General features: G+C 55.2%; 11 protein-coding genes and 1 pseudogene. 3 read left to right on the forward strand and 9 right to left on the reverse strand.

Annotated elements, in window-relative coordinates; genetic code table 11:
- Positions 1–14: 14 nt before the first annotated feature.
- The 3 genes from AC1RKC_RS10555 to AC1RKC_RS10565 form a co-directional block, all read right to left on the reverse strand.
- Positions 15–542 (reverse strand): hypothetical protein, encoded by a 528-nt coding sequence (locus AC1RKC_RS10555; protein ID WP_144079322.1) that lies wholly within the window; start codon positions 540–542, stop codon positions 15–17.
- Between the two features lie 141 nt (positions 543–683).
- A complete protein-coding gene (locus AC1RKC_RS10560; protein ID WP_493092456.1) occupies positions 684–1,148 on the reverse strand; it encodes an SMI1/KNR4 family protein in 465 nt (154 codons plus the stop codon).
- Positions 1,149–1,153: 5 nt separating this feature from the next.
- The gene (locus AC1RKC_RS10565; protein ID WP_235437192.1) at positions 1,154–1,435 is read right to left on the reverse strand and encodes an HNH/ENDO VII family nuclease; all 282 of its coding nucleotides are present in this window, start codon (positions 1,433–1,435) and stop codon (positions 1,154–1,156) included.
- A gap of 140 nt (positions 1,436–1,575) precedes the next feature.
- On the opposite strand from AC1RKC_RS10565, the pseudogene AC1RKC_RS10570 reads away from it, so the two are divergent.
- Positions 1,576–1,872 (forward strand): annotated as a pseudogene (locus AC1RKC_RS10570) (AbgT family transporter); the annotation flags it as partial.
- Positions 1,873–1,917: 45 nt separating this feature from the next.
- Here the strand turns inward: AC1RKC_RS10570 and AC1RKC_RS10575 are convergent.
- The 6 genes from AC1RKC_RS10575 to AC1RKC_RS10600 form a co-directional block, all read right to left on the reverse strand.
- Positions 1,918–2,493, reverse strand: coding sequence for an Ail/Lom family outer membrane beta-barrel protein (locus AC1RKC_RS10575; RefSeq protein ID WP_020828635.1), 576 nt, complete (start codon positions 2,491–2,493; stop codon positions 1,918–1,920).
- Between the two features lie 240 nt (positions 2,494–2,733).
- Complete coding sequence (locus AC1RKC_RS10580) at positions 2,734–3,267, reverse strand: hypothetical protein (RefSeq protein ID WP_020828636.1); 534 nt, start codon at positions 3,265–3,267, stop codon at positions 2,734–2,736.
- A 104-nt stretch (positions 3,268–3,371) separates the two neighbouring features.
- A complete protein-coding gene (locus tag AC1RKC_RS10585; protein WP_020828637.1) occupies positions 3,372–3,809 on the reverse strand; it encodes a hypothetical protein in 438 nt (145 codons plus the stop codon).
- Positions 3,810–3,817: 8 nt separating this feature from the next.
- Positions 3,818–13,321: a hemagglutinin repeat-containing protein gene (locus tag AC1RKC_RS10590; RefSeq protein ID WP_493092457.1), complete on the reverse strand. Its 9,504-nt coding sequence runs from the start codon at positions 13,319–13,321 to the stop codon at positions 3,818–3,820.
- 10 nt (positions 13,322–13,331) lie between these two features.
- Positions 13,332–13,862 carry a toxin-activating lysine-acyltransferase gene (locus AC1RKC_RS10595; RefSeq protein ID WP_020828639.1) on the reverse strand — a complete coding sequence of 177 codons (531 nt, stop codon included), beginning with the start codon at positions 13,860–13,862 and terminating at the stop codon, positions 13,332–13,334.
- Between the two features lie 10 nt (positions 13,863–13,872).
- The gene (locus tag AC1RKC_RS10600; protein ID WP_493092458.1) at positions 13,873–15,588 is read right to left on the reverse strand and encodes a ShlB/FhaC/HecB family hemolysin secretion/activation protein; all 1,716 of its coding nucleotides are present in this window, start codon (positions 15,586–15,588) and stop codon (positions 13,873–13,875) included.
- A 580-nt stretch (positions 15,589–16,168) separates the two neighbouring features.
- On the opposite strand from AC1RKC_RS10600, the gene cscK reads away from it, so the two are divergent.
- Both cscK and AC1RKC_RS10610 read left to right on the forward strand, forming a co-directional pair.
- Positions 16,169–17,098 (forward strand): fructokinase, encoded by a 930-nt coding sequence (cscK, locus tag AC1RKC_RS10605; protein WP_262016782.1) that lies wholly within the window; start codon positions 16,169–16,171, stop codon positions 17,096–17,098.
- Positions 17,099–17,327: 229 nt separating this feature from the next.
- The gene (locus tag AC1RKC_RS10610; RefSeq protein ID WP_128864568.1) at positions 17,328–18,737 is read left to right on the forward strand and encodes a carbohydrate porin; all 1,410 of its coding nucleotides are present in this window, start codon (positions 17,328–17,330) and stop codon (positions 18,735–18,737) included.
- Positions 18,738–18,744 lie beyond the last annotated feature (7 nt).

Below are 18,744 nucleotides of genomic sequence, written 5' to 3' on the forward strand. Positions count from 1 at the left end.
TTTCCCATTAATATTTAACTGGAAATCCTTCGGATGTACTGCCGGATTATTAAACTGAGGGGCAAGGCCATCAAATTTTTTTTCACTGCTTGCTGCTGTAATATCGCCCCAGATGGTTTTCCACTTAAATCAGAAATATTTTTCGCATTTTGCCCGATTCTTTCTAATGCTTCTTTTTCAGCTGATAATTTTCCAGCATTCATAGCTGTCGACTCAGCCTTACCCGCAACCTTAGCTGCAAACTTCTCCGTCAGTACCACTCCGCCCTTGGCCAGCCCAGCACCACCGGCAGCCAAAGATGCAATATCAGTCAGTAGTTTACCACCCTCGCCCCCTGCATTGAATGAGCCGCTGGCTCCCGCCTTTTGATACTCAGTAGTCAGCTTATCTATTCTGTCGATATAAGATTGTTTTACTGCGCCGCTAACATTACTTAATACACCATCACCGTCGAATAAGGCAGAGATTGAGCTCCATGTGTCCACTGGGCTTAAGCCCATTTTCACAATGCCTTCTACCGTTTCGTACAGTGAAGCAGGCACGCCCGCGACAATTCCCGCAGCAAAGCTGCCATCCTGGCCCGCATCTATTGCAGTCCATTTCGCCTGAGTACCCGCTTCGCATACCGCGAAAGGGTTTCAGGCTTAAAAATACTAACCCCGGCTAAAGCCGGGGGAATTAGATCAACTTATACTTTGCATTTGTTTATAAAAAAACTCGCCAAAATCATTTGCTAATGGCTTAAATGCGAGCTGATGATCATTCACTCCAGGAGACCATAGCTTAACAGGAGCTTCTGAGCCTGATTGAGCGCAATCCAAGACCACATAATCCCCATCTCCCGTAGCACTGACAATTATATAATTATCTGGTAAATTAGAGTTATTTCGTTCTTGGATCGTTATCCAAACAGCATCAGGAACACTTGAGTTAAAAAAATCAGATTTAATTAGCCCATAAAACTCTTGACCCGCGATATCCCCACATCCTAAATTCTCTAAAAAGAATCGATATGTTATAGGAAAGCTTAAGCCAAGTACCTTCTCAGCAGATTTAATGAGCGCATCATCTTTAGGCCCATCAAAGTCTGTCTCGTCAATCTTACCATTAATAATATCAATGGCATTTTTCATATCGTTCAAGCTCATATCATCTACCTTTTAAAAGCCTGAGCACGTTCTTTCCAGTAATTAGAACGCCATTTGTCAAACTCAGTCCGATTAATGCCAGAAGGAATACTGTTATCATTGATATGGATAACCCCATGATTCTCTTTATGGAAAGCTTGAGTTACCTCCGCTATAGGGCCATCTTGACGTTGCAACATATGATGTAAATTCACAGAGTTTCCATTTGCATCAAGTGGTGCCAACCCTTTTTCCATCCTTTGAATATTGCTTCGCCCCCTGGCATCTACAGCATTAGGATCAAACAAATCATTCCGCTGATAGACCTTGTTACCATTAAATTGTATTGGTTCAGCAGACCAATACTTCCTTTCTTGGCCGAAGTACTTGGCGCTGCTTACTTCATCACTGGCCTTATTGAGTAACTTCGATGCGTCAGCAACATCACCTTTTGCCAGCGCTTTTTGTGCCGATGTTTATGCTGCTCGGCTTCCACCCGGCATTCGCGCAGATGATCTTCCGCATTGCCGACTCCTCGGTGCTGCCGCTGGCACCGATGTCGCCATTCCTGCCGCTGTTCCTCGGTTTCCTGCAGCGTTACCGCAAAGACGCCCAGCTCGGCACCTATTACGTGCTGATCCTGCCGTATCCGCTGGTGTTCTTTGCCGTGTGGATTTTACTGTTGCTGACGCGGTACGCACTCGGCCTGCCGATCGGGCCGGGGGTCTATCCGAAGATGGGGTAAAGATTACCGGCCTCTTGATATCGGGAGGCCGGAAGCATGCAACTATCAGAAACGATAGCCAATGCCGATATTGAAACCGTTGATAGAGCGATTTTTACCACCGGCATCCAGTTTGGAGCCTTCATAACCGATATCTACCGCCAAATTTTCCATTGGGTTAACCTGGAAACCAACGCCGTACATAAAGGAGGTTTTCTTCTGGTTACCGCTCTCTTCACCCATATATTCGTAAGTGTTGTATGCGTAATTACTCCAGGATGACTTGTAATCCACCTTGTTATAATTCAAACCCAGCAGCCCGTAAACGCTGACAAATTGATTAAAACGGTATGCCGGACCAACGGACAGTGAGTAATATTTAACTTCGGCATGATTATTGACCTTGTCGCGATAGACATTGTAAGACTCATCCTTGTCACCGCTCATATAGGTAAATGAGCTGATAACGCTGATTGGCGAATCCCACTCGTAACGGTACTTAACGTTCACGCCATTGATATTCTTGAAGTCCTGTACCTTGCTCTGTGCATAACCGGCAGTGATGGTACTTTGCCCGGCATGGGCAGCCATGCCGAAGCCCAGAGTGGAAAGAACCAAAGTGGAGATGATTAACTTTTTCATGCAATCTTCCTTAATCGTAAGTGGAACAACATTGGTAAAAAAAATAACTATCCATGTCGTATTGGCGGCATAAATCATTAATTTTTCATTATCAACAAAAATTGGTTGATAAAATTAGATTATAGCAAACCCTGTTTATTATTAATTAGTTGAACGTGCAATTTGCTAACCGCCTTTTAGAAAGAACAATCACGCTGTCTTTAGTCGCTGGGAACTGTCTATTCGCTTTCAAACTATTCCCTACTCTACTTTATGGCAATAAAGGGGGGATTCACCCGGAGCCCTGACCACATAAGACGGAAAATCGGTGATTTCTGTCGTCTGATAGGGCTGGACTTCTTGCGTTGCTGGAAGCCGATCCCGAAATCCTTTGGCTACAATCACCTCACTCGAAGGACTGACCGGCATTGAGACTTTCAGGCTTTTCGGATCGATATAAACCCGCTGACCATTCTCTTCCATAATCACTTTCTGCCGATAGCTCAGAGTAATTGTTGCCGTTGATGAGCCATGAGGAATGAACATCACGCGGACATCGGCGTGGCTTAGATTTTCCGCTCTACTTATGATATGCCCACGAATTTTTGTGGTCATAGGCAATAGATTTTTACCATTCCCGGCAAGTTCGGCCTCGCAGTTAACAATACTGCCAGGCGGATAGGCGGCATCGAGTGTCCGCATTTCTTCACGTGTGACAGCACTAGAGTCCAAGGAGCCAAGCAATATAAAACCGCCAATCACCAATGGTAGGGCTGTCTTGTAAAATCTTTTCATAGCCTCTCCTCCTGACACCCGGCAATATATTTATCCAAAAAACGCTCCATAATAACTCTATGGAATTACCCTCTACTATATTAAGTTAAAATGAAGCATAAAACTCAACTTAAAAAATGAAAGATAATACCAACAACATATATTACCCTAATGCTCCACAAGGCCAAACCCCGTAAGCCAGCTCTTTTGGCAAAAAAAATCTCACTAAAGATTGCTGAGCTCTTTATTCTTCCCGGCTTAATCTCACCCTTGTAATAATAGCAATACATGAGAAAAGCCCATGCCCCAGCTATCAGAATAAATTGATATGTGTGTCTCGCCTCTATATCAAAACGCAGTAAAAAAGATGCAGGAATGACCAATAGAAGAACAATCCTCGCAGTCATAGCTGTAAAGTTTTCTTTACCAACAAAGAAAATGCCATCAAAGAACACTGACATTGATGAAGGAGCCCAATAAGAGAGCCCCGTTTTTTTACAAAAAACAATAAAAGAGACAAAAAAAATGGCAATAATTAATATTTGAAAGTAAATTAACATCATTATCTATCTCACTTTTTTTCAAAATCATAGTGATAGAACTCAGTCCCGGAGGAACCATTTATATCAACATTACCAACTCCAGTTTCTTTTGATATTCCGGTCCAGCCGATAGCTGGTCCTACACCCAAGCTTAACCCTACACCATCTTTGCCATACGAAATCCCCACACCGGCAATCCCAAAACCAAAGTCTAATGAGTTATTTCTTTCCATATCAAGCGTATTAGCAAAGTATGGCCCCAGCTGTATACCTATTTGGCCAGCTACTCGCCCGCCCAGAGCAAGTGTCTCCCCCTGATTAAGCGATATTTGCGTTGTGTCGACTGTCCCGTCTACATAAAGGCCATAGCCGGCACCAACCGCAGCCTCAACTTTACCGTAAGGTTTAACTTTATATGTAACACCAACTGAAGGACCAAGATGTGAGTCTTTGACTGCCTGATCAATAGCCTCTGGTCCGGCCCCTTGCTGTGCCATCCAAAATGCCAGCGATGCATCCTGCTGGACGGCTGGTGGTATAGGGAAGTTAAACTGGTCATTATTCTCAGAAGTATTCTTACCGGATTGTCCACCAACGACCGCACCCGCCGTATCGCCACTTGCCAAGCCGCCGGCCAAACCACCTGCGAGCGTAGCCAACGCGGAAACAGTCTGGCGCTGTTCTTCGCTCATTTTGCTGAAGTCACTGGTGCCGAACATCGCCTCGGCAATCGCTTTAGTGCCTAATGCAGCTGTCGCAGCGCCCGCAGCTCCCGCCGCGGCCGATTGGCCTTGCAGTTCAGCCAGTGCGCCAGCCACCACGGCATGTGCGATAATTCGGCTTTCCTCATTCGGTGCCAGGCGATGTATCTGTTCCGCCAGATACGGCGCAGCCCCACCGGCAATCGCGGCTTTTAGATCGCCACCGGCCAACCCTTGCACTGCGGCAACCGCCGCCTGCATACCCTGTTGAACCTTACCGCCCGTACCATAGCCCGACTCGCTGAACGCCTGGTTATACGCCGTCTGGTAAATCTGTTCGTTGATATCCTTATCGGTGATGACCTTGCCAGGTTTCTCTTTCGCCAGCTTATCCGCTGCTGCCTGGCGATCGGCATCGGTAACGTTATTCATTTTCTCGTTGGCGGCTTTGGTTGCGGCGATCGCCCCCTCGGTCCGCGCTATGTCCATCGCCTGATTGCCGATCTCGCCGATCAGCTGCGCCTGCTGTAGCCGTTTTTGCTCTTTCTCTTTGTCGAAGATCGGGCTTAACGTCTGGTTGGCGTGCTCCACGTCGCGGCTCAGGTCGTTGACGTCCTGCGTTTGTTTGTCCTGATCGCGGATGATGATGGTGCCGTCGCTTACCGCAGCAAAGGTGGTTGAGCTGTCGTGTCCGCTGTTGTTGGCGCCCACCAGCAGGCCGTTGGCCATGTTGCCGGCGAACTGGCTGCCAATGCTGCCGCCGGAGCTGATGCCTACGCTCTGGTGCTCCACGTCGAAATCGGCCTGATTGTGAATGTCCTTAAAGCCCAGCGTGCCGGTATCGAGCGTGTTTTTGTCGGCGGTGGCGGTGCTGCCGATCACCGCGCCGTTAAGCTGGGTATGTTCGCCCACCGTCAGGTCAAAGCCGCCCTTGCCGGCGAAAATGCCCGTCTGCTCCTGCACGCTGTCGTAATTGCTGTGCATCTTGTCTTTGCTCAGGCTGATGCTGCCCGAACCGGTCATCGAACCGAAGGTGAAGCTGCCGCCAGCGCTGGCATTCTGCTGTTTGGAATCGTAACGATCGCTGTCCTGCTGGCTTTCCAGCAGCAGATTGCGGCCAACGTCGGCCTTGACCGATTCGCCGGTGACCTGTGCGCCGATCAGGTTGGTATCGCGCCCGCTGGTAATGTTGACCTGATTACCGGCGTTAACCGTGGTTTCGGTGTGGCTGGTGCCGTTGCCCTTCTCGTTACCCTTGCCCTTGTTGACGCTGGCGGAAACGCTCAGCCCAATACCGCCGGAGCCAACACCGATACCCACGCCCAGCGTGCCGCCCTGGCTCTCGTTTTTACCGTCCAGATACTGGGTGTTTTTGGCGGAAAGCAGGTTCACGTCGCGGTTGGCATTCAGGGTGACGTCCTTGCCCGCCTGCAACTGGCTGCCCTGCACCAGGATGTCGCCGTCCTGGCCCTTCACGCCGTTGCCGCTGGCGGTAATGCTCAGGTTGTTGCCCGCCGTCAGGCTGCTGCCCTGCGCGGTGCTCTGCCCGCTGTTTTGAGTAGAGGTGGAAGACTGGGTACCGTAGGAAATGCTGATCCCCACCATGTTGTTATTGGCCGGATCGGCGCCCTGCGCCTGCGCCAAACGCGCCGCCTGCACCGCCTGTACGCCGCTCAGCGCCGCCTTGGTACCCTGCAATGCCGCCAGGCGACTGTCGTCGGTGGATTTCGCCTGCTGCGAGGTTTCTACCGCAGTGTTCAGCGCACTGCCGACCGTGCCGGACAGTGCCAGTGTCAGACCGGATTTCTTCTGTTCAACCTTGTGAGTCTGGCTGTTCTGATCCTGCGCCTGCGTCACCGACACATTCTTGCCGCTCAGCGCCATGTCCTTGCCGGCCACCAGCTCGGACCCGGTCACCGCCAGGTTATTACCGGCCCCCAGGGTGACGTTGCCGTTTACGCTGCCGACGGTGCTGCCCTGATTGGTCAGCCCCTGCGCGGTATCCGTGGTTTTCAGGCTTTCGGTGCCGTAGCTGATGCCGATACCCCCGCTGCTCATCAGGCCGGATTTTTTCTCCTGCTTGAGGTGCAGTTCGCTGTTGCTTTCGGTCGCGCCGGTGATGCTAAGATCGTTCCCTGCCAGTAGTTTCACGTCCTGAGTCCCGGCCACGCTGCTGCCCTGAACGCGTAAATCATTGCCCGCCAACACATTAATGCTGTCACCGCTCAGGGTAGTGCCCTGTACGGTCTGGCGATCCAGAGTGTCGCGGGTGGTGGTCGTGGTTTTCGACATCAGGCCGTTACCGCCGGTCACCTTGTGTCGCTCGTCCAGATCGAGAGTGTTCTCGCCGCTGAGAATATTGATGTCATGGCCGGCATTGAGGTTCAGCGCATCGCCGGCCGAAACCGTTGCCGCATGGGCAGTAATATCGTTCCCGGCATTGAGGGTCACGGCCCCTTTGCCCACCACTTCGCTGCCGACCTGCTGGCTGTTGCCCTGTTTCAGGCTGTTGTCGCCATTCCAGATCAGGTTGTCGCGGCTGGCGGTAGTCACCGTATTCAGGGTGAGATCGCGGCCGGCACTCAGCAGGGTTTGGCCATTCTCACCGCTGTTAACCACCTGCGCCGCATCCAACTTGATGTCGCGACCGGCCTGCAGCATCAGCTTGCCGTCGGCTCCCTGCACGTACATGCCTGCCACGCTGTCGATGTTGGTGCGTTCGAAGCTGTTGGCACCGTTAACGCTCTGCGCCGTACGGGTAGTGCTGATGGCGTTGATATCACGCCCGGCGCTGGCCAGCAGCGAGTTGTTGCCCTGGATCACCCCGCCGATATTGTTAATGTCGGTACGGGCAGTCAGGCCAACGTCGGCCCCCTGAATCTGGCCCGCCACGTTGGTGATGTTGGCGGCGCTCAGTTTCACCACTTCACGCCCGGCGATATGGCCGCTGTTGAACAGGCCTTCGCCCAGATTGAGATTGACGTTACGCCCGGCAATCAGCGCACCGGAGCCGTCCAGATCGCCCGGTTGCATGCGGGCATACACTTGCGGTACCAGGACGTTTTGCTGGCTGCCGTCCGGCAAGGTGACTTTGGCGCTCACCAGCCAAACGATATCTTGGGTCAACAACCCCATCTGCTCAGCCGTCAGCGCCACGCCCACCTTCAGGTTATATTGCTGGCTGAATGCCAGCCCCTGATCCATCAGCGCCTTAAACTGCTCTTCGTCGTTGTTGAAACCGTCCAGATAGCGCTGGCCGGTCAGGTTGATCACCTGTTCGCGGATCAGCCGCTGCTCGTAGTAACCGTCACCCAGGCGCTTCAACACGTTATCCGGATTATTGGTCACTTTACCCATCATGTAATCCGAGCCCAACCAGGATTTCTGGTTGGTGAAGCGCGGATCGGTCTCAACCAGATACTGGCCGTCCGGCGCCGGATTGGTCTTGAACAGGCTGTTGTCCGGCAAACGGGTGTCTGGCCCGACAATGCGCACCACGCTGTCCGCCGCGTCACCCTGCTGGTTATTGACCTTGTTGGCGACCTCGAACTGCTGGCCCGGCTGCAACGCTACGGCCTGGATCACCGGCAGAGCGCCGCTGCCAATGGTCTGCAGGCCGGCGGAAATATCACTGCCGCTGACCACCGCATTGACCCCACCGGCAGCGCCGATAGTGGTATTGGTGCCCTGCTGCGTCAGCGGGGCAATGGCGATTGGGTTACCTGCCACCTGCCCGTGGTCAATCAGCTGGCTCGGCTTCAGCGAAATGGTCTGAATGGTGGTCGGTGGCGTATAGGCCGTGGCATTGTGCCCCTGCTTATCTTTACCCTTTTTCTTGATGCGGTAGTAACTGGTCACTTCGCCGACGTCGGTGGTCAGGCGCTGGCCCGGCACCGCCACGTTATCCACGCTGCCGGCATTAATCGCCAGCGTGCCGCCCGCGATCACCTGGCTCTTGTCGTTCAGCAGATGCCCGGCGTTGATCGCCATATCGCCACCCGCGATGATTTTGGCCGGATCGCTTTCCTTGATCTGGGTTTCCTGCACCGTGCGGTTGTAGTCGTATTGCGTAAATCTGTCGTTGTTATGCCCAGTTTTCCCTGGGGTATTCAGGTTCAACAGCGAGTCTGATGAATTGCGGTCAACGAAAACGCCCGGTTCTCCGGCCGTCCAGCGTACCGGGTCGCCCGATTGCTGATACTCGGTGATTTTTCCGTTGGAAACGGTGACCAGTTCGGTAGTAAAGCGGTCGTTGACGTTGTTGATCTGTCCGGCCGAAATAGCCATGTTGCCCGCAGATTCAAGGGTCGAACTGTGATTGTTGAGGGTGCCGGCCTGGCCGGTGGCCAGGTGGTTGGCGTCAAGCTGGCCGCCAATCGCCATGTCCCCGCCGCTGTAGATCAACCCATGATCGTAGTTATTCAGCGTTTGGGTGCCGATATCCACCCGTTCGCGCCCGGCCAGCGTGGCAGCGGTGCCGTTTTCCGCCAGGTTGTTAAAGGTGACGGTTTGCACGCCAATAGCATCGCCATAAATACGACCGGTGCCAATGTTGGTCAGCGTATTGGCCTGGATCAACGTATGTTTGCCGTCAATCAGACCATAGTTGGTCAAGGTACCGTTGACCGTCAGCCAATCCTGCCCGGCGTTTATCTCGCCGCTGGCGGCATTGAACAGATTATTGGCGCGCAGATCGAGCTTGGCACCTGCCAGCAGTTTGCCGCTGTTGGTCACATCGCCCCGCGTGGTGAAGTTGAAATTACCGTTGGCAATCATCTCACCGCTGTTATTGATGCCCTGTGCGCTGACCAGGTTCATATCGCCCAGCGACAGCAATTGCCCGTCGCCGCCGACCGCTGCTGCGTTGATGTCCAGCAGCTTGCCCGCTTTAACGATACCGCCGGTGTTCAGCAGGTTAAGCGCCGCGCCCTGCAACCGCAGGTTTTCGCTGGCGGCCAGTTGGCCTGCGCTGTTATCCAACTGACCGCCGTTGGTGATAGTCAGCTGTTGGTTAGCCAGAATGCTGCCGCCACGGTTGCTCAACGAGCCGGTGTTCAACGCCACGGCTTGGCCTTCCAGCCCTTTATTTTCCGCCTTGGTGTCGTCGTTGATGAACTGCAGGGCATTGAGCGTCACGGTGGCGCCGCTGCGGATCAGCCCCAGGGCGTTGTCGATAACCCCCTGAGCGCCGTCCAGCAACAGGTTGCCGACCGCCTGAATTTGTCCGTTGCGGTTATCCAGACCGGCGCTGGCGAGTTGAACCGCCTGTTCGCCAACAATCCGCCCGCCGTTACTGTTGTCCAATTTCAGCGCCGCCAGGGCAAAGTCACCTTTGGCCCCCAGCGTTCCGCCCTGATTATTGACGTCGCCACTGCTGAGCTGCAGTTTACCCAGGCTGTGCAGGGTACCGTTCTGGTTATCCAGCAGCTGGCCGTGGGTATCGACATGCATATCCGCGCCCGACTGCACCAATCCACCCTGGTTATTCAGGCCACCTGCGCCGGTGGTATTCAACACCAATGCCTGCTGTGCCACCAGTTTGCCGCCACCGTTCAGCAGCGCTTCGGCATCGAGCTGCAAGCCCTTGCCGGCAATCACCACGCCCTGGCCGTTATCGAACACGCCGGTAGTGAGGTTCATCGCACCCTGGCTGGTGATGCCGCCCTTGTCGCCGCTGTTGGCGTTGGTCAGCCGCTCAACGGTCAGATCTAACCCCTCACCACTCTGGATCAGGCCACCGTCGTTGTTATTGAGGCTATTGCCGTGCAGCTCCAGCGCCGTCTGTGCCGCCAACTGGCCGCCCTGATTCTCCAGCAGGCCGAAGTTAATCTTCGCTGCATCGGCGCTGACCAGCGTGCCCTGATTGTTCACCAAATGGGCGCTGTCCAGCTGCAGTTTTTTGCCTGCGCCAATCACCCCAAGATTGCTGTTATCCAGCAATTCTTTGGCATCCAGCGTCATATCCTGACCGGACTTGATCGCCCCACCCTGGTTATTGATCACCCTGGCGGTGGCCGACAGCTGCTTCTCTGAAGCCAGCGTGCCGCGGCGATTATCCAGTTGCTCGCCATACAGCTGCAGGTCACCCGAACTGGCGATAAAACCGGCCTGGTTATCCACGGCACCGCTGGCGATCGTCAGTTTGCCCAGGCTGCTGATACCGCCATTCTTGCCGCTATCACGATTGCTCAACGCCTGACCGTGGGTATCGATGCGCGCATCGCCGCCCGCCTGCAACAGTCCACCGTCGTTGGTCAGTGCCAGGCTGTCGATATTCAGCTTCTGCTTGCCGACCAGAGTGCCCTGGCTGTTATCAAGCTGGGCGGTGAACAGATCGGTCGTCCCGGCGCCCACCAGCATGCCCTGGCTGTTGTCCAGCGCGCCGCTGTGGATCGTCAACGTCCCCTGGCTGAGGATGCCGCCAGTTTCACCGCTCAGGCGGTTGCTCAACGCCGCGCCCTGGGTGTCGATATTCATATTGCCGGCGGATTGCAGCAGGCCACCGTCATTGTTCAACACACCGCTGCTCAGGCCCAGATCTCCGCTGGCGGCGATAACGCCCTGTTGGTTGTTCAGTGCCCCTTTGCCCAGCGCCAGCGAAAGCGCGCCGCCCACGACCTGCCCGGCCTGATTCTCCAGCCCGGCACCGGTCAGTTGCAGAGCCTGGTTGGCCTCAATACGGCCGCCGCGGTTATCCAGCGCCTGTCGCGCCGTGACCTCAGCATTGCCCGTCGCGGCGGAAACCAACCCCTTGCGGTTATCCAGCTTGTCCGCCCGCAGCTGAGTATGGCCGCTGGCCGCCAGTTGTCCCTGTCGGTTATCGATAGCGCCGCTGACCTGTGCCTTCAGGCTGCCGTCCTGCGCAGCAATCACTTTGCCGCTTTGGTTGTTCAACCGCGCGGCGTTAAGCGCGACGTTGCCGTTTGCCGCCAGTTGGCCGCCCTGGTTATCAATCCCCTCGCGGGTAGTGAGGCGCATCTCACCCTTGCCGCTCTGCACCAGTTGGCCGCTGCGGTTAGACAGGCTACCGGCATCCAACGCGATCTGCTGTGCCGAAGTGGTGCCGCCGTCCAATACGTAGTCGCCGCCCTGCATGCTGAGCTGGCCGTTGGACAGCAGCTTGCCACCATCGCCCTGCAAGCGACCGGTATTCACCGCCAGCGCACCTTTACCGGCATGGACGATTTGCCCGCCCTGGTTGTCGATCAGACCCGCTTCCAACGTCAAGTCATTGCCGTTGCTGGCAATACGGCCACCGGCATTATCCAGTTTGCCCTGTGGGTTCAACCGGAGGTTGTCTTCGCCAAGCTGGGTGATCTCCCCCTTGCGGTTGGATAAGTCATGTGCGTTAAGCGCCAGTTTATTCGCCGCCAGCTTGCCACCGTCATTATTGAACCGCTTGCCGCTGCTGGCGGTGAGCTGTTGCGCGGCTTCAACCTGCGCATTGGCCGTGGACAAATCGCCGGCCCCGGCTTCCAATGTGACCTGAGTAGCCGCGGTACGGCTGCCGCTGATGTCCACGCCCTGCCCATTGGCACGCAGGTTGCCTGCCGCCAGATTTTGGCCCTGCGCAGTCAGTTTGCCGCTGGTGGTTAGCGCCAGCTCGCCGCTGCCGCCAAGCCGACCATCCTGTTGCACACCGGCCGCCAGCGTACTGCCTTTGCCGCTGTTCAGGCTGGCTGCCTGGATACGCACATTATTGCGGGCCGCAATAGAACCGCTGTTTTGTACCTCACCGTCGCTGCTGACATCGGCATGGCCCGCCGCGAACAGCGAACCGCTGTTGCTGACGCCGCCCTTCGAGGCCAGTTGCGTATCAGCGCCGCTGCTGATTTTGCCGCTGTTTTCAATACGGCCATCGGCAGTGACTATCACGCTGCCGGCCTGCGCACCGATGTTACCGGCGTTACGTACCCCAACGCCGGTTTCGGTACCGATCATGCGGATCTTACCGGCGTACATACCGCCCAGCTTAGCCACATCCACCGCAAGTTGTGGACGGGTGGCCGGCTCGTCGCTTTGTTTGTCGATCTGTTGATGCGCGGCATCCACCTTGTTGCGCCCGGTGGTGACTTTGAGATCGTTCGCCCACAGTCCGGCATTGATCTTCGTCGAACGTGCAATGATTTCGGTGTAATCCTGGCGCGAACTGTCCATACCGGCGCCTTCAACCACCACTTCACCGCGTTCGACGTTAAAGCCGGTCAGGTTACCGTTGTTCATCTGCGCCTGCCCGGTGGTCAGGGTGGCGCGGTTGGCGTTGATAAAACCGCAACCGTTACAGGTAATGCCTGACGGGTTGGCGATCACCACCTGAGCACGCTGCCCGGCAACCTCGATATAACCATTCAAACGGCTGGGATCGCGGGAGTTGACCTCGTTGAGGATCACCTTGGCTTCGCCTTTCGCTAGCCACGGGTTACCGTCGACCCAGCCGCCCTGCTGGGTTTGAGTCATTTTGTGGGAGTTGTTGAGGATCGCACCCTGTTTGTCGACATCAAACTGGCTGTAGGTATTGCGAGAAACCCCACCGGCGCTTGGCGTCTGGATATTGACCTGTGGCGTACCGTTAGCGCTGTTGACGATGGTCGGCTGCTGGCCGCCCGGCGCATTGCCGTCAGCAATAATCGCCGCCTGCACCGGTTGGATAGCCCCCAGCGCCATCAGCAGGCTAAAGCTGACGGCGTTCATCTTGCCTGTGCACTGGCTCAGGGTATGCCCCAAACCAGACGAACGGGCTGACCCGGCACGGCCGGAGCGGGCGATATCCGCCACCACCATCAGCATGCCACGCGCTTTGTTGAAAACGATACGATACAGGTTCTTGTTCATGGCAATGTCCTTATTGGATTTCTGACGGCTCGACGGCTAACGGGTGGCTCGCCCACCATTGCTGCGCCTGTTGATGGCTAACCTGCGCGCCTTTAAAGTTCACCACGCGCTTTCCGCGCTGCTCTCCGCGGTGATACAGCGCCCGCATGCACAGGTGCGGGAAGATTTCCCGAGCGATCAGATTGCGCATTTCTCGCGTGTGCCCAAAGGGCGCTATCCAGTCGCAGAACCACAGACGATCGCCACTGTTCCAGTCACTTTCCAGCATATTCACCGCAGGTTGCGTCAAATACCGCGCCTCGGCCTCTTGATTCATCCAGGCCCAACTGAGGAAAAACACCGGCTGATTCTGGTGCGACGCCAGCACATATTGCTGTCGCTTGATGATCGGCAGCAGCAGGGTCGGCAGGGTGTGCAACGGGGCGTCGCGGTGCATCGGTGAATGCATCCACAGCCATACCGCCGCACCAAAGGCTTCCGCCTCACTGTCTTCACCGCCGAGGATCAACGGCGCCCTGATATCGTATTCGCCTATGCGCATGGTCGTGCCCTCAGTAGTTCCAGCTCAGGTTAAAGCCCAGGGTGACCGGGCTGGTGCTGAACCCCTCGGGTTTGGAGAACGGCACGCCGGCGAACAGATCGTAACCGACCTTGAAGGCGTAGCCGCGCAGCCCCACCACGCCACCGGCCAGGTGCTGCCCAGCCAGATAGTCGGAACCGTAACCGCCCACTTCGCCGTAGTCGACGCCGAGGTACAACTCTTGCCCCTGCAACGGTGTGCGCCAGGCCAGATCGTTACGGACGAACCAGCCATGATTGGCGTTCAGGGTGCGTTCGCCATCAAAGCCGCGCACCGTCCAACGGTTGCCGATAGCGAACTGATCCTGCGGCGTCAGCGGCGTATCGCTGATCTGACGCTGGTATTGCACGTTGTAGCGGAAATTCTGGCTGAACAGACTGAATGGCACGTCGAGCTGGGCGTTAAGCTGCACAATTTTGCTGAGCGCCGTGGCCTCGCCAAAGGTCTCTTCCGGCGCAGGCAATGCGCCGAACCAACGGGTACCGCGCTGATAGCTGACACCCGCGTCCAGCGTAGCTTGTTGAATGTAGTGGTGGTGCTGCAGCCCCAGGCGCCAGCCCGAGGTGCGTCGGCGCTGCACTTCCACTTCGGTATCGTTGATGTAGTTACTGGACTCGCGCGCCAGCACGTCATACGTCAGCGTAGTTTTCTGGCTGCCGTTGCGGTGCAGCACCCGGCTGAGTTGGAAATCCAGATTCTTGCTTTTGCCGCTGTAGCGGTAATCCTGATTCTGACCGGCAATGGTCTGGTGGTAGTCATAGCTGTTGGCGGTAACCCCGGCCATCCAGTAACCGAACGGGACCGAATAGTGCCCGGTGATGTTCTTCGATCCCTTGCCGCCCTGGTTTTGCAGATCGGTAGAGCCGGAGATATAGAACAGATCGCTGAGCGAAAACGGGTTATCCAGCGACAGCGTTAAACCACCCTGATAGCGCCCGGTACTCTTGGTGCCGGAATCATCCAGCGAGGCGCCAATACGCCACATGCGTTCCTGCTTCCAGCTCAGGGCGATGTCACTTTCGCCGGGCTGTTCGCCGGGGATGATTTCCATATTGGCCTGCACCGTCGGCAGGCGCTGCAGGTTCTCCAGCCCCTGTTCGATATCGCGCAGGTCCAGCAGGTTGCCCGCATGGGCCGGGAAGCTGCTGTAAGGCTGAATGTAATGGCCGCTGTCAGGCGTCAGTTTCACCTGCCGCACGTAACCCGGCACCACCACCAGCCGCAGCTTGCCGCTTTTCAGATCCTGCGTCGGCGCCAGCACGCGCGTAGTGATGTAGCCGTGATCCACCAGCCGGTTTTGCAGGGTACTCATCAACAGGTTAATGCCCTGCCCGCCCAGGCAGCGCCCCTGCGCCTGATTAGCGATGCGCTGTAACGGCAGCCAATGAGGGAGTTTGTCCTGGCCGCTCAATTCGACCTGATAGATAGGGAAGCAGGGTTTTTCCTGCGGGAAAGCAATGCGTCCAAAACTGGATGAAGGTGGCGACAAGCGCACATCCGGCGTCGGAGGGGTCAGCTGTTGCTCCAGCGCCTTTTGCCGCTGCTGCTGTATGATCAGCTGTTCGCTGTTTGATGTTGCCGCCAGCAACGGTTGGCTGAATATAAATAGCGGCAAGACAACGGAGCCAAATGGAATACAGCCCTTGCGCACAGCAAGGCCGAGCGAAGAGTAAGCGGAGTGGCGCATTACTTTTTCCCTGTCGAAAGACAAATAAAAGATAAGAATTGTAAATAAACGCAAACATTATGCGCACGAATAGCTTACGATCAACTTAATTTTGCTCGGTAATGGGCGCTGGGTAACAAAATGCTTAATAAGAAGGATCTGCAATGCTAATGCCAGCGCTGTTAAGCCAAGTCAAAAATAACAACTAACAAACTGTTTTTAATCACTATATTTATATCTCCATTTTAATCGACATTCATATTCATGAATAATTGCATCTAAACAATGCAATTATTCATCACCGAGTCATTAACGCTAAACAGGTCATGACCTTTAAGAAATTTCCTATTTCAAATACGATTAACCACTTTATTAGCTCCCACCAGAAATCAAATTCGCGATTAATTGCCATGCTGTTTTTTAATTATATTTGTCAATGCGTTACTTATTCACAATCGATATAACTTATTCCGCCATAAAGTCATAGCCACCTCGCAGTCTGCTGCCTTTCGCCTGGTGCGACAGATTCTTTCGTTGCAATGCTAAACCGGTTCTTCTATTTTAGCTCGCCATCTGACACGGGTGAAAACAGAGGTTGAACATGGTTAATCGCGTATGGGTTCTGGGTGATGCAGTCGTCGACCTGGTGCCTGAAAACTCAAACAGTTACCTTAAGTGTCCCGGTGGTGCGCCTGCCAATGTGGCGGTCGGCATTGCCCGCCTGGGCGGCGACAGCGCCTTTATCGGCCGGGTTGGCCAAGACAGTTTCGGCACCTTCTTGCAACAGGTACTGAGCGAAGAACAGGTGGATATTGGCCATATGTTCCAGGACCCCGCTCACCACACCTCCACCGTGGTGGTGGACCTTGATTTGTCGGGCGAGCGCTCCTTCACTTTCATGGTCAATCCCAGTGCCGACCTGTTCCTGCAGCCTGAAGATCTGCCTGAATTCAACGCCGATGAATGGCTGCACGTCTGCTCTATTGCCTTGTCGCAGGAGCCCAGCCGCAGCACCACGTTTGCCGCCATGGAGAACATCAAGGCGGCCGGCGGCTGGGTCAGCTTTGACCCGAACATTCGTGAAGAGGTCTGGCGTCAACCGGATGCGCTGCGCACCTGTTTGCAAAAGGCCCTGCTGCTGGCAGACGTGGTGAAAATCTCGCTGGAAGAGCTGAGTTTTATCAGCAATATCGGTGAGTTGGAGAGTGCCATTGACTGGATGATGCAACTCTACCCGCTGCGTTTATTGCTGGTGACGCTGGGCGGCAACGGCGTATGCGTACACGACGGCAAGCAGATCCGGCATTTCCGTGCCCCCACAATCACCCCTGTCGACACCACCGGTGCAGGCGACGCTTTTGTTGCCGGCCTGCTGGCGGCGCTGGCACAGATCGGCGCTTTGCCGCAGGAGGAACAATGGCCGGCGGTGATCGCTCAGGCTCAGGCCTGCGGCGCATTGGCGACTACCGCCAAAGGTGCGATGACCGCGCTGCCGCATGCCGACGAGCTCAGGGCCTTCCTTCGCCGCTGAGCCGCCCACAGTAAAACTGGCCCCGACAGACCCGAGATTAAGCAAACAATATCGGGGCCACATTCGCCCTTGCCAGTTCAGGCACAATTTGCGGAGTCGATCACAATAGCTGAATCGGGTTAGCAAACTTGATTGCCAGCCGCACAGCAACTCACTATCTTTCATCCTGAAAAACCGGTTTAGCAATTTAGCAAAAAATAATAACAACCTTCCCGGATGATAGAAAATCATGAAAAAACTTAGCTATCTGGCCATCACTACAGGGCTTCTCATCTCTACCTCTGCCGCAGCGGCAGGCGCCAACGACAGCATCGAAGCGCGTCTCAATGCGTTGGAACAGCGGCTGCAGCAGGCCGAACAACGGGCGAGCCAGGCAGAAACGCGCGCCACGGCGGCGGAGCGCAAGGCTCAGCAGTTGGAGCAGCGTACCGCCAACACCGAGCGGCAAACCGTACAAGTGGCGCAGCGTACCGCGACGCTGGAAACCCACGCAGCACCGGCCAGCAACCTGAAGCTCACCGGCTTAACCGATCTCAAGCTGTACGGCGACGTCGAATTCAACCTGGACGGCGCCAGCCGCAGCGGCCAGTTGACGTCGCTGAAAGGCAGCGACAACAAGGACTGGAAGCCCGGTAACAAAGAAAAGTGGGATATCAACGGTCGCATACTGGTCGGCGTGGACGGTTATCGCCGCAACCCGGATGGCAACTTTTCTGGTTTCAGCGTGCAACCGCTGGCAGACATGACCGGCAAAATGAACCTCGACGATGCCGCCTTCTTCTTCGGTAACGAAAAGAACTGGCAAACCAAGATTGGTCGCTTTGAAGCCTACGACATGTTCCCGCTCAATCAGGACACCTTCATCCAGTATTCCGGCAATACCGCCAACGATTTGTATGCTGATGGCTTCGGTTATATCTACATGATGAAAGAAGGCCGCGGTCGTAGCAGCAGCGGCGGTAACCTGATGCTGAGCAAGTACGCCGGCGACTTCTACTTCGAGCTGAATACGCTGGTCGAAGACGGTACTTCGCTGTTTCAGGACGACGCCTATCACGGCAACAGCCTGGATAACAAAAAGAATGTCGCCTACCTGCGGCCGGTGATCGCCTGGAAAAAAGATCGGCTCAGCGCGGCGGTGGCGATGGAAAGCAACGTGGTCAACAACGCCTATGGCTACCATGACGGTCAGGGACAATTCGTCGACCAATCCAAGCGCAACGGCTATGGCATGACCCTCAGTTGGAACAACACTGCCACTCATCCGGACAACGGCGTGGTCGCCAACCTGAGCACTGCCTATCTTGACGCCTCCGGCGAGCAGGACTTTACCGCCGGGGTCAACGTGCTGTGGCGCCGCTTTGAAGTGGGTTATATCTATGCTCACAACAACATCAAAGAGTTTAACACTGCCGGAATGACGGCCGATATCAGCAACCCGCTCAGCGAACCGGGCAAGTATGACATCCACACAATCCATACTTCGTATCAGATACCTAACATCATGAATATGAAGAATTTCAATTTGTACCTCGGCGCCTACGTTTCGATGCTGGAGGCCAATGCCGAGAACAAGATAGCCAACGCCAATAACGATCAGCGCTATGGCGTACGTGCCAGATTCAAGTACTTCTTCTGACGCGGAT

The sequence above is a fragment of the Serratia sp. GW822-FHT06E05 genome, assembly GCF_058799445.1.

Excerpts from the sequence above, each read along its gene's own strand:
- AC1RKC_RS10585 (WP_020828637.1), bottom strand. The coding sequence starts at position 3,809 with ATGATGTTAATTTACTTTCAAATATTAATTATTGCCATTTTTTTTGTC.
- AC1RKC_RS10610 (WP_128864568.1), top strand. The coding sequence starts at position 17,328 with ATGAAAAAACTTAGCTATCTGGCCATCACTACAGGGCTTCTCATCTCT.
- AC1RKC_RS10575 (WP_020828635.1), bottom strand. The coding sequence starts at position 2,493 with ATGAAAAAGTTAATCATCTCCACTTTGGTTCTTTCCACTCTGGGCTTC.
- AC1RKC_RS10595 (WP_020828639.1), bottom strand. The coding sequence starts at position 13,862 with ATGCGCATAGGCGAATACGATATCAGGGCGCCGTTGATCCTCGGCGGT.
- AC1RKC_RS10560 (WP_493092456.1), bottom strand. The coding sequence starts at position 1,148 with ATGAGCTTGAACGATATGAAAAATGCCATTGATATTATTAATGGTAAG.
- AC1RKC_RS10600 (WP_493092458.1), bottom strand. The coding sequence starts at position 15,588 with ATGCGCCACTCCGCTTACTCTTCGCTCGGCCTTGCTGTGCGCAAGGGC.
- AC1RKC_RS10590 (WP_493092457.1), bottom strand. The coding sequence starts at position 13,321 with ATGAACAAGAACCTGTATCGTATCGTTTTCAACAAAGCGCGTGGCATG.
- cscK (WP_262016782.1), top strand. The coding sequence starts at position 16,169 with ATGGTTAATCGCGTATGGGTTCTGGGTGATGCAGTCGTCGACCTGGTG.
- AC1RKC_RS10580 (WP_020828636.1), bottom strand. The coding sequence starts at position 3,267 with ATGAAAAGATTTTACAAGACAGCCCTACCATTGGTGATTGGCGGTTTT.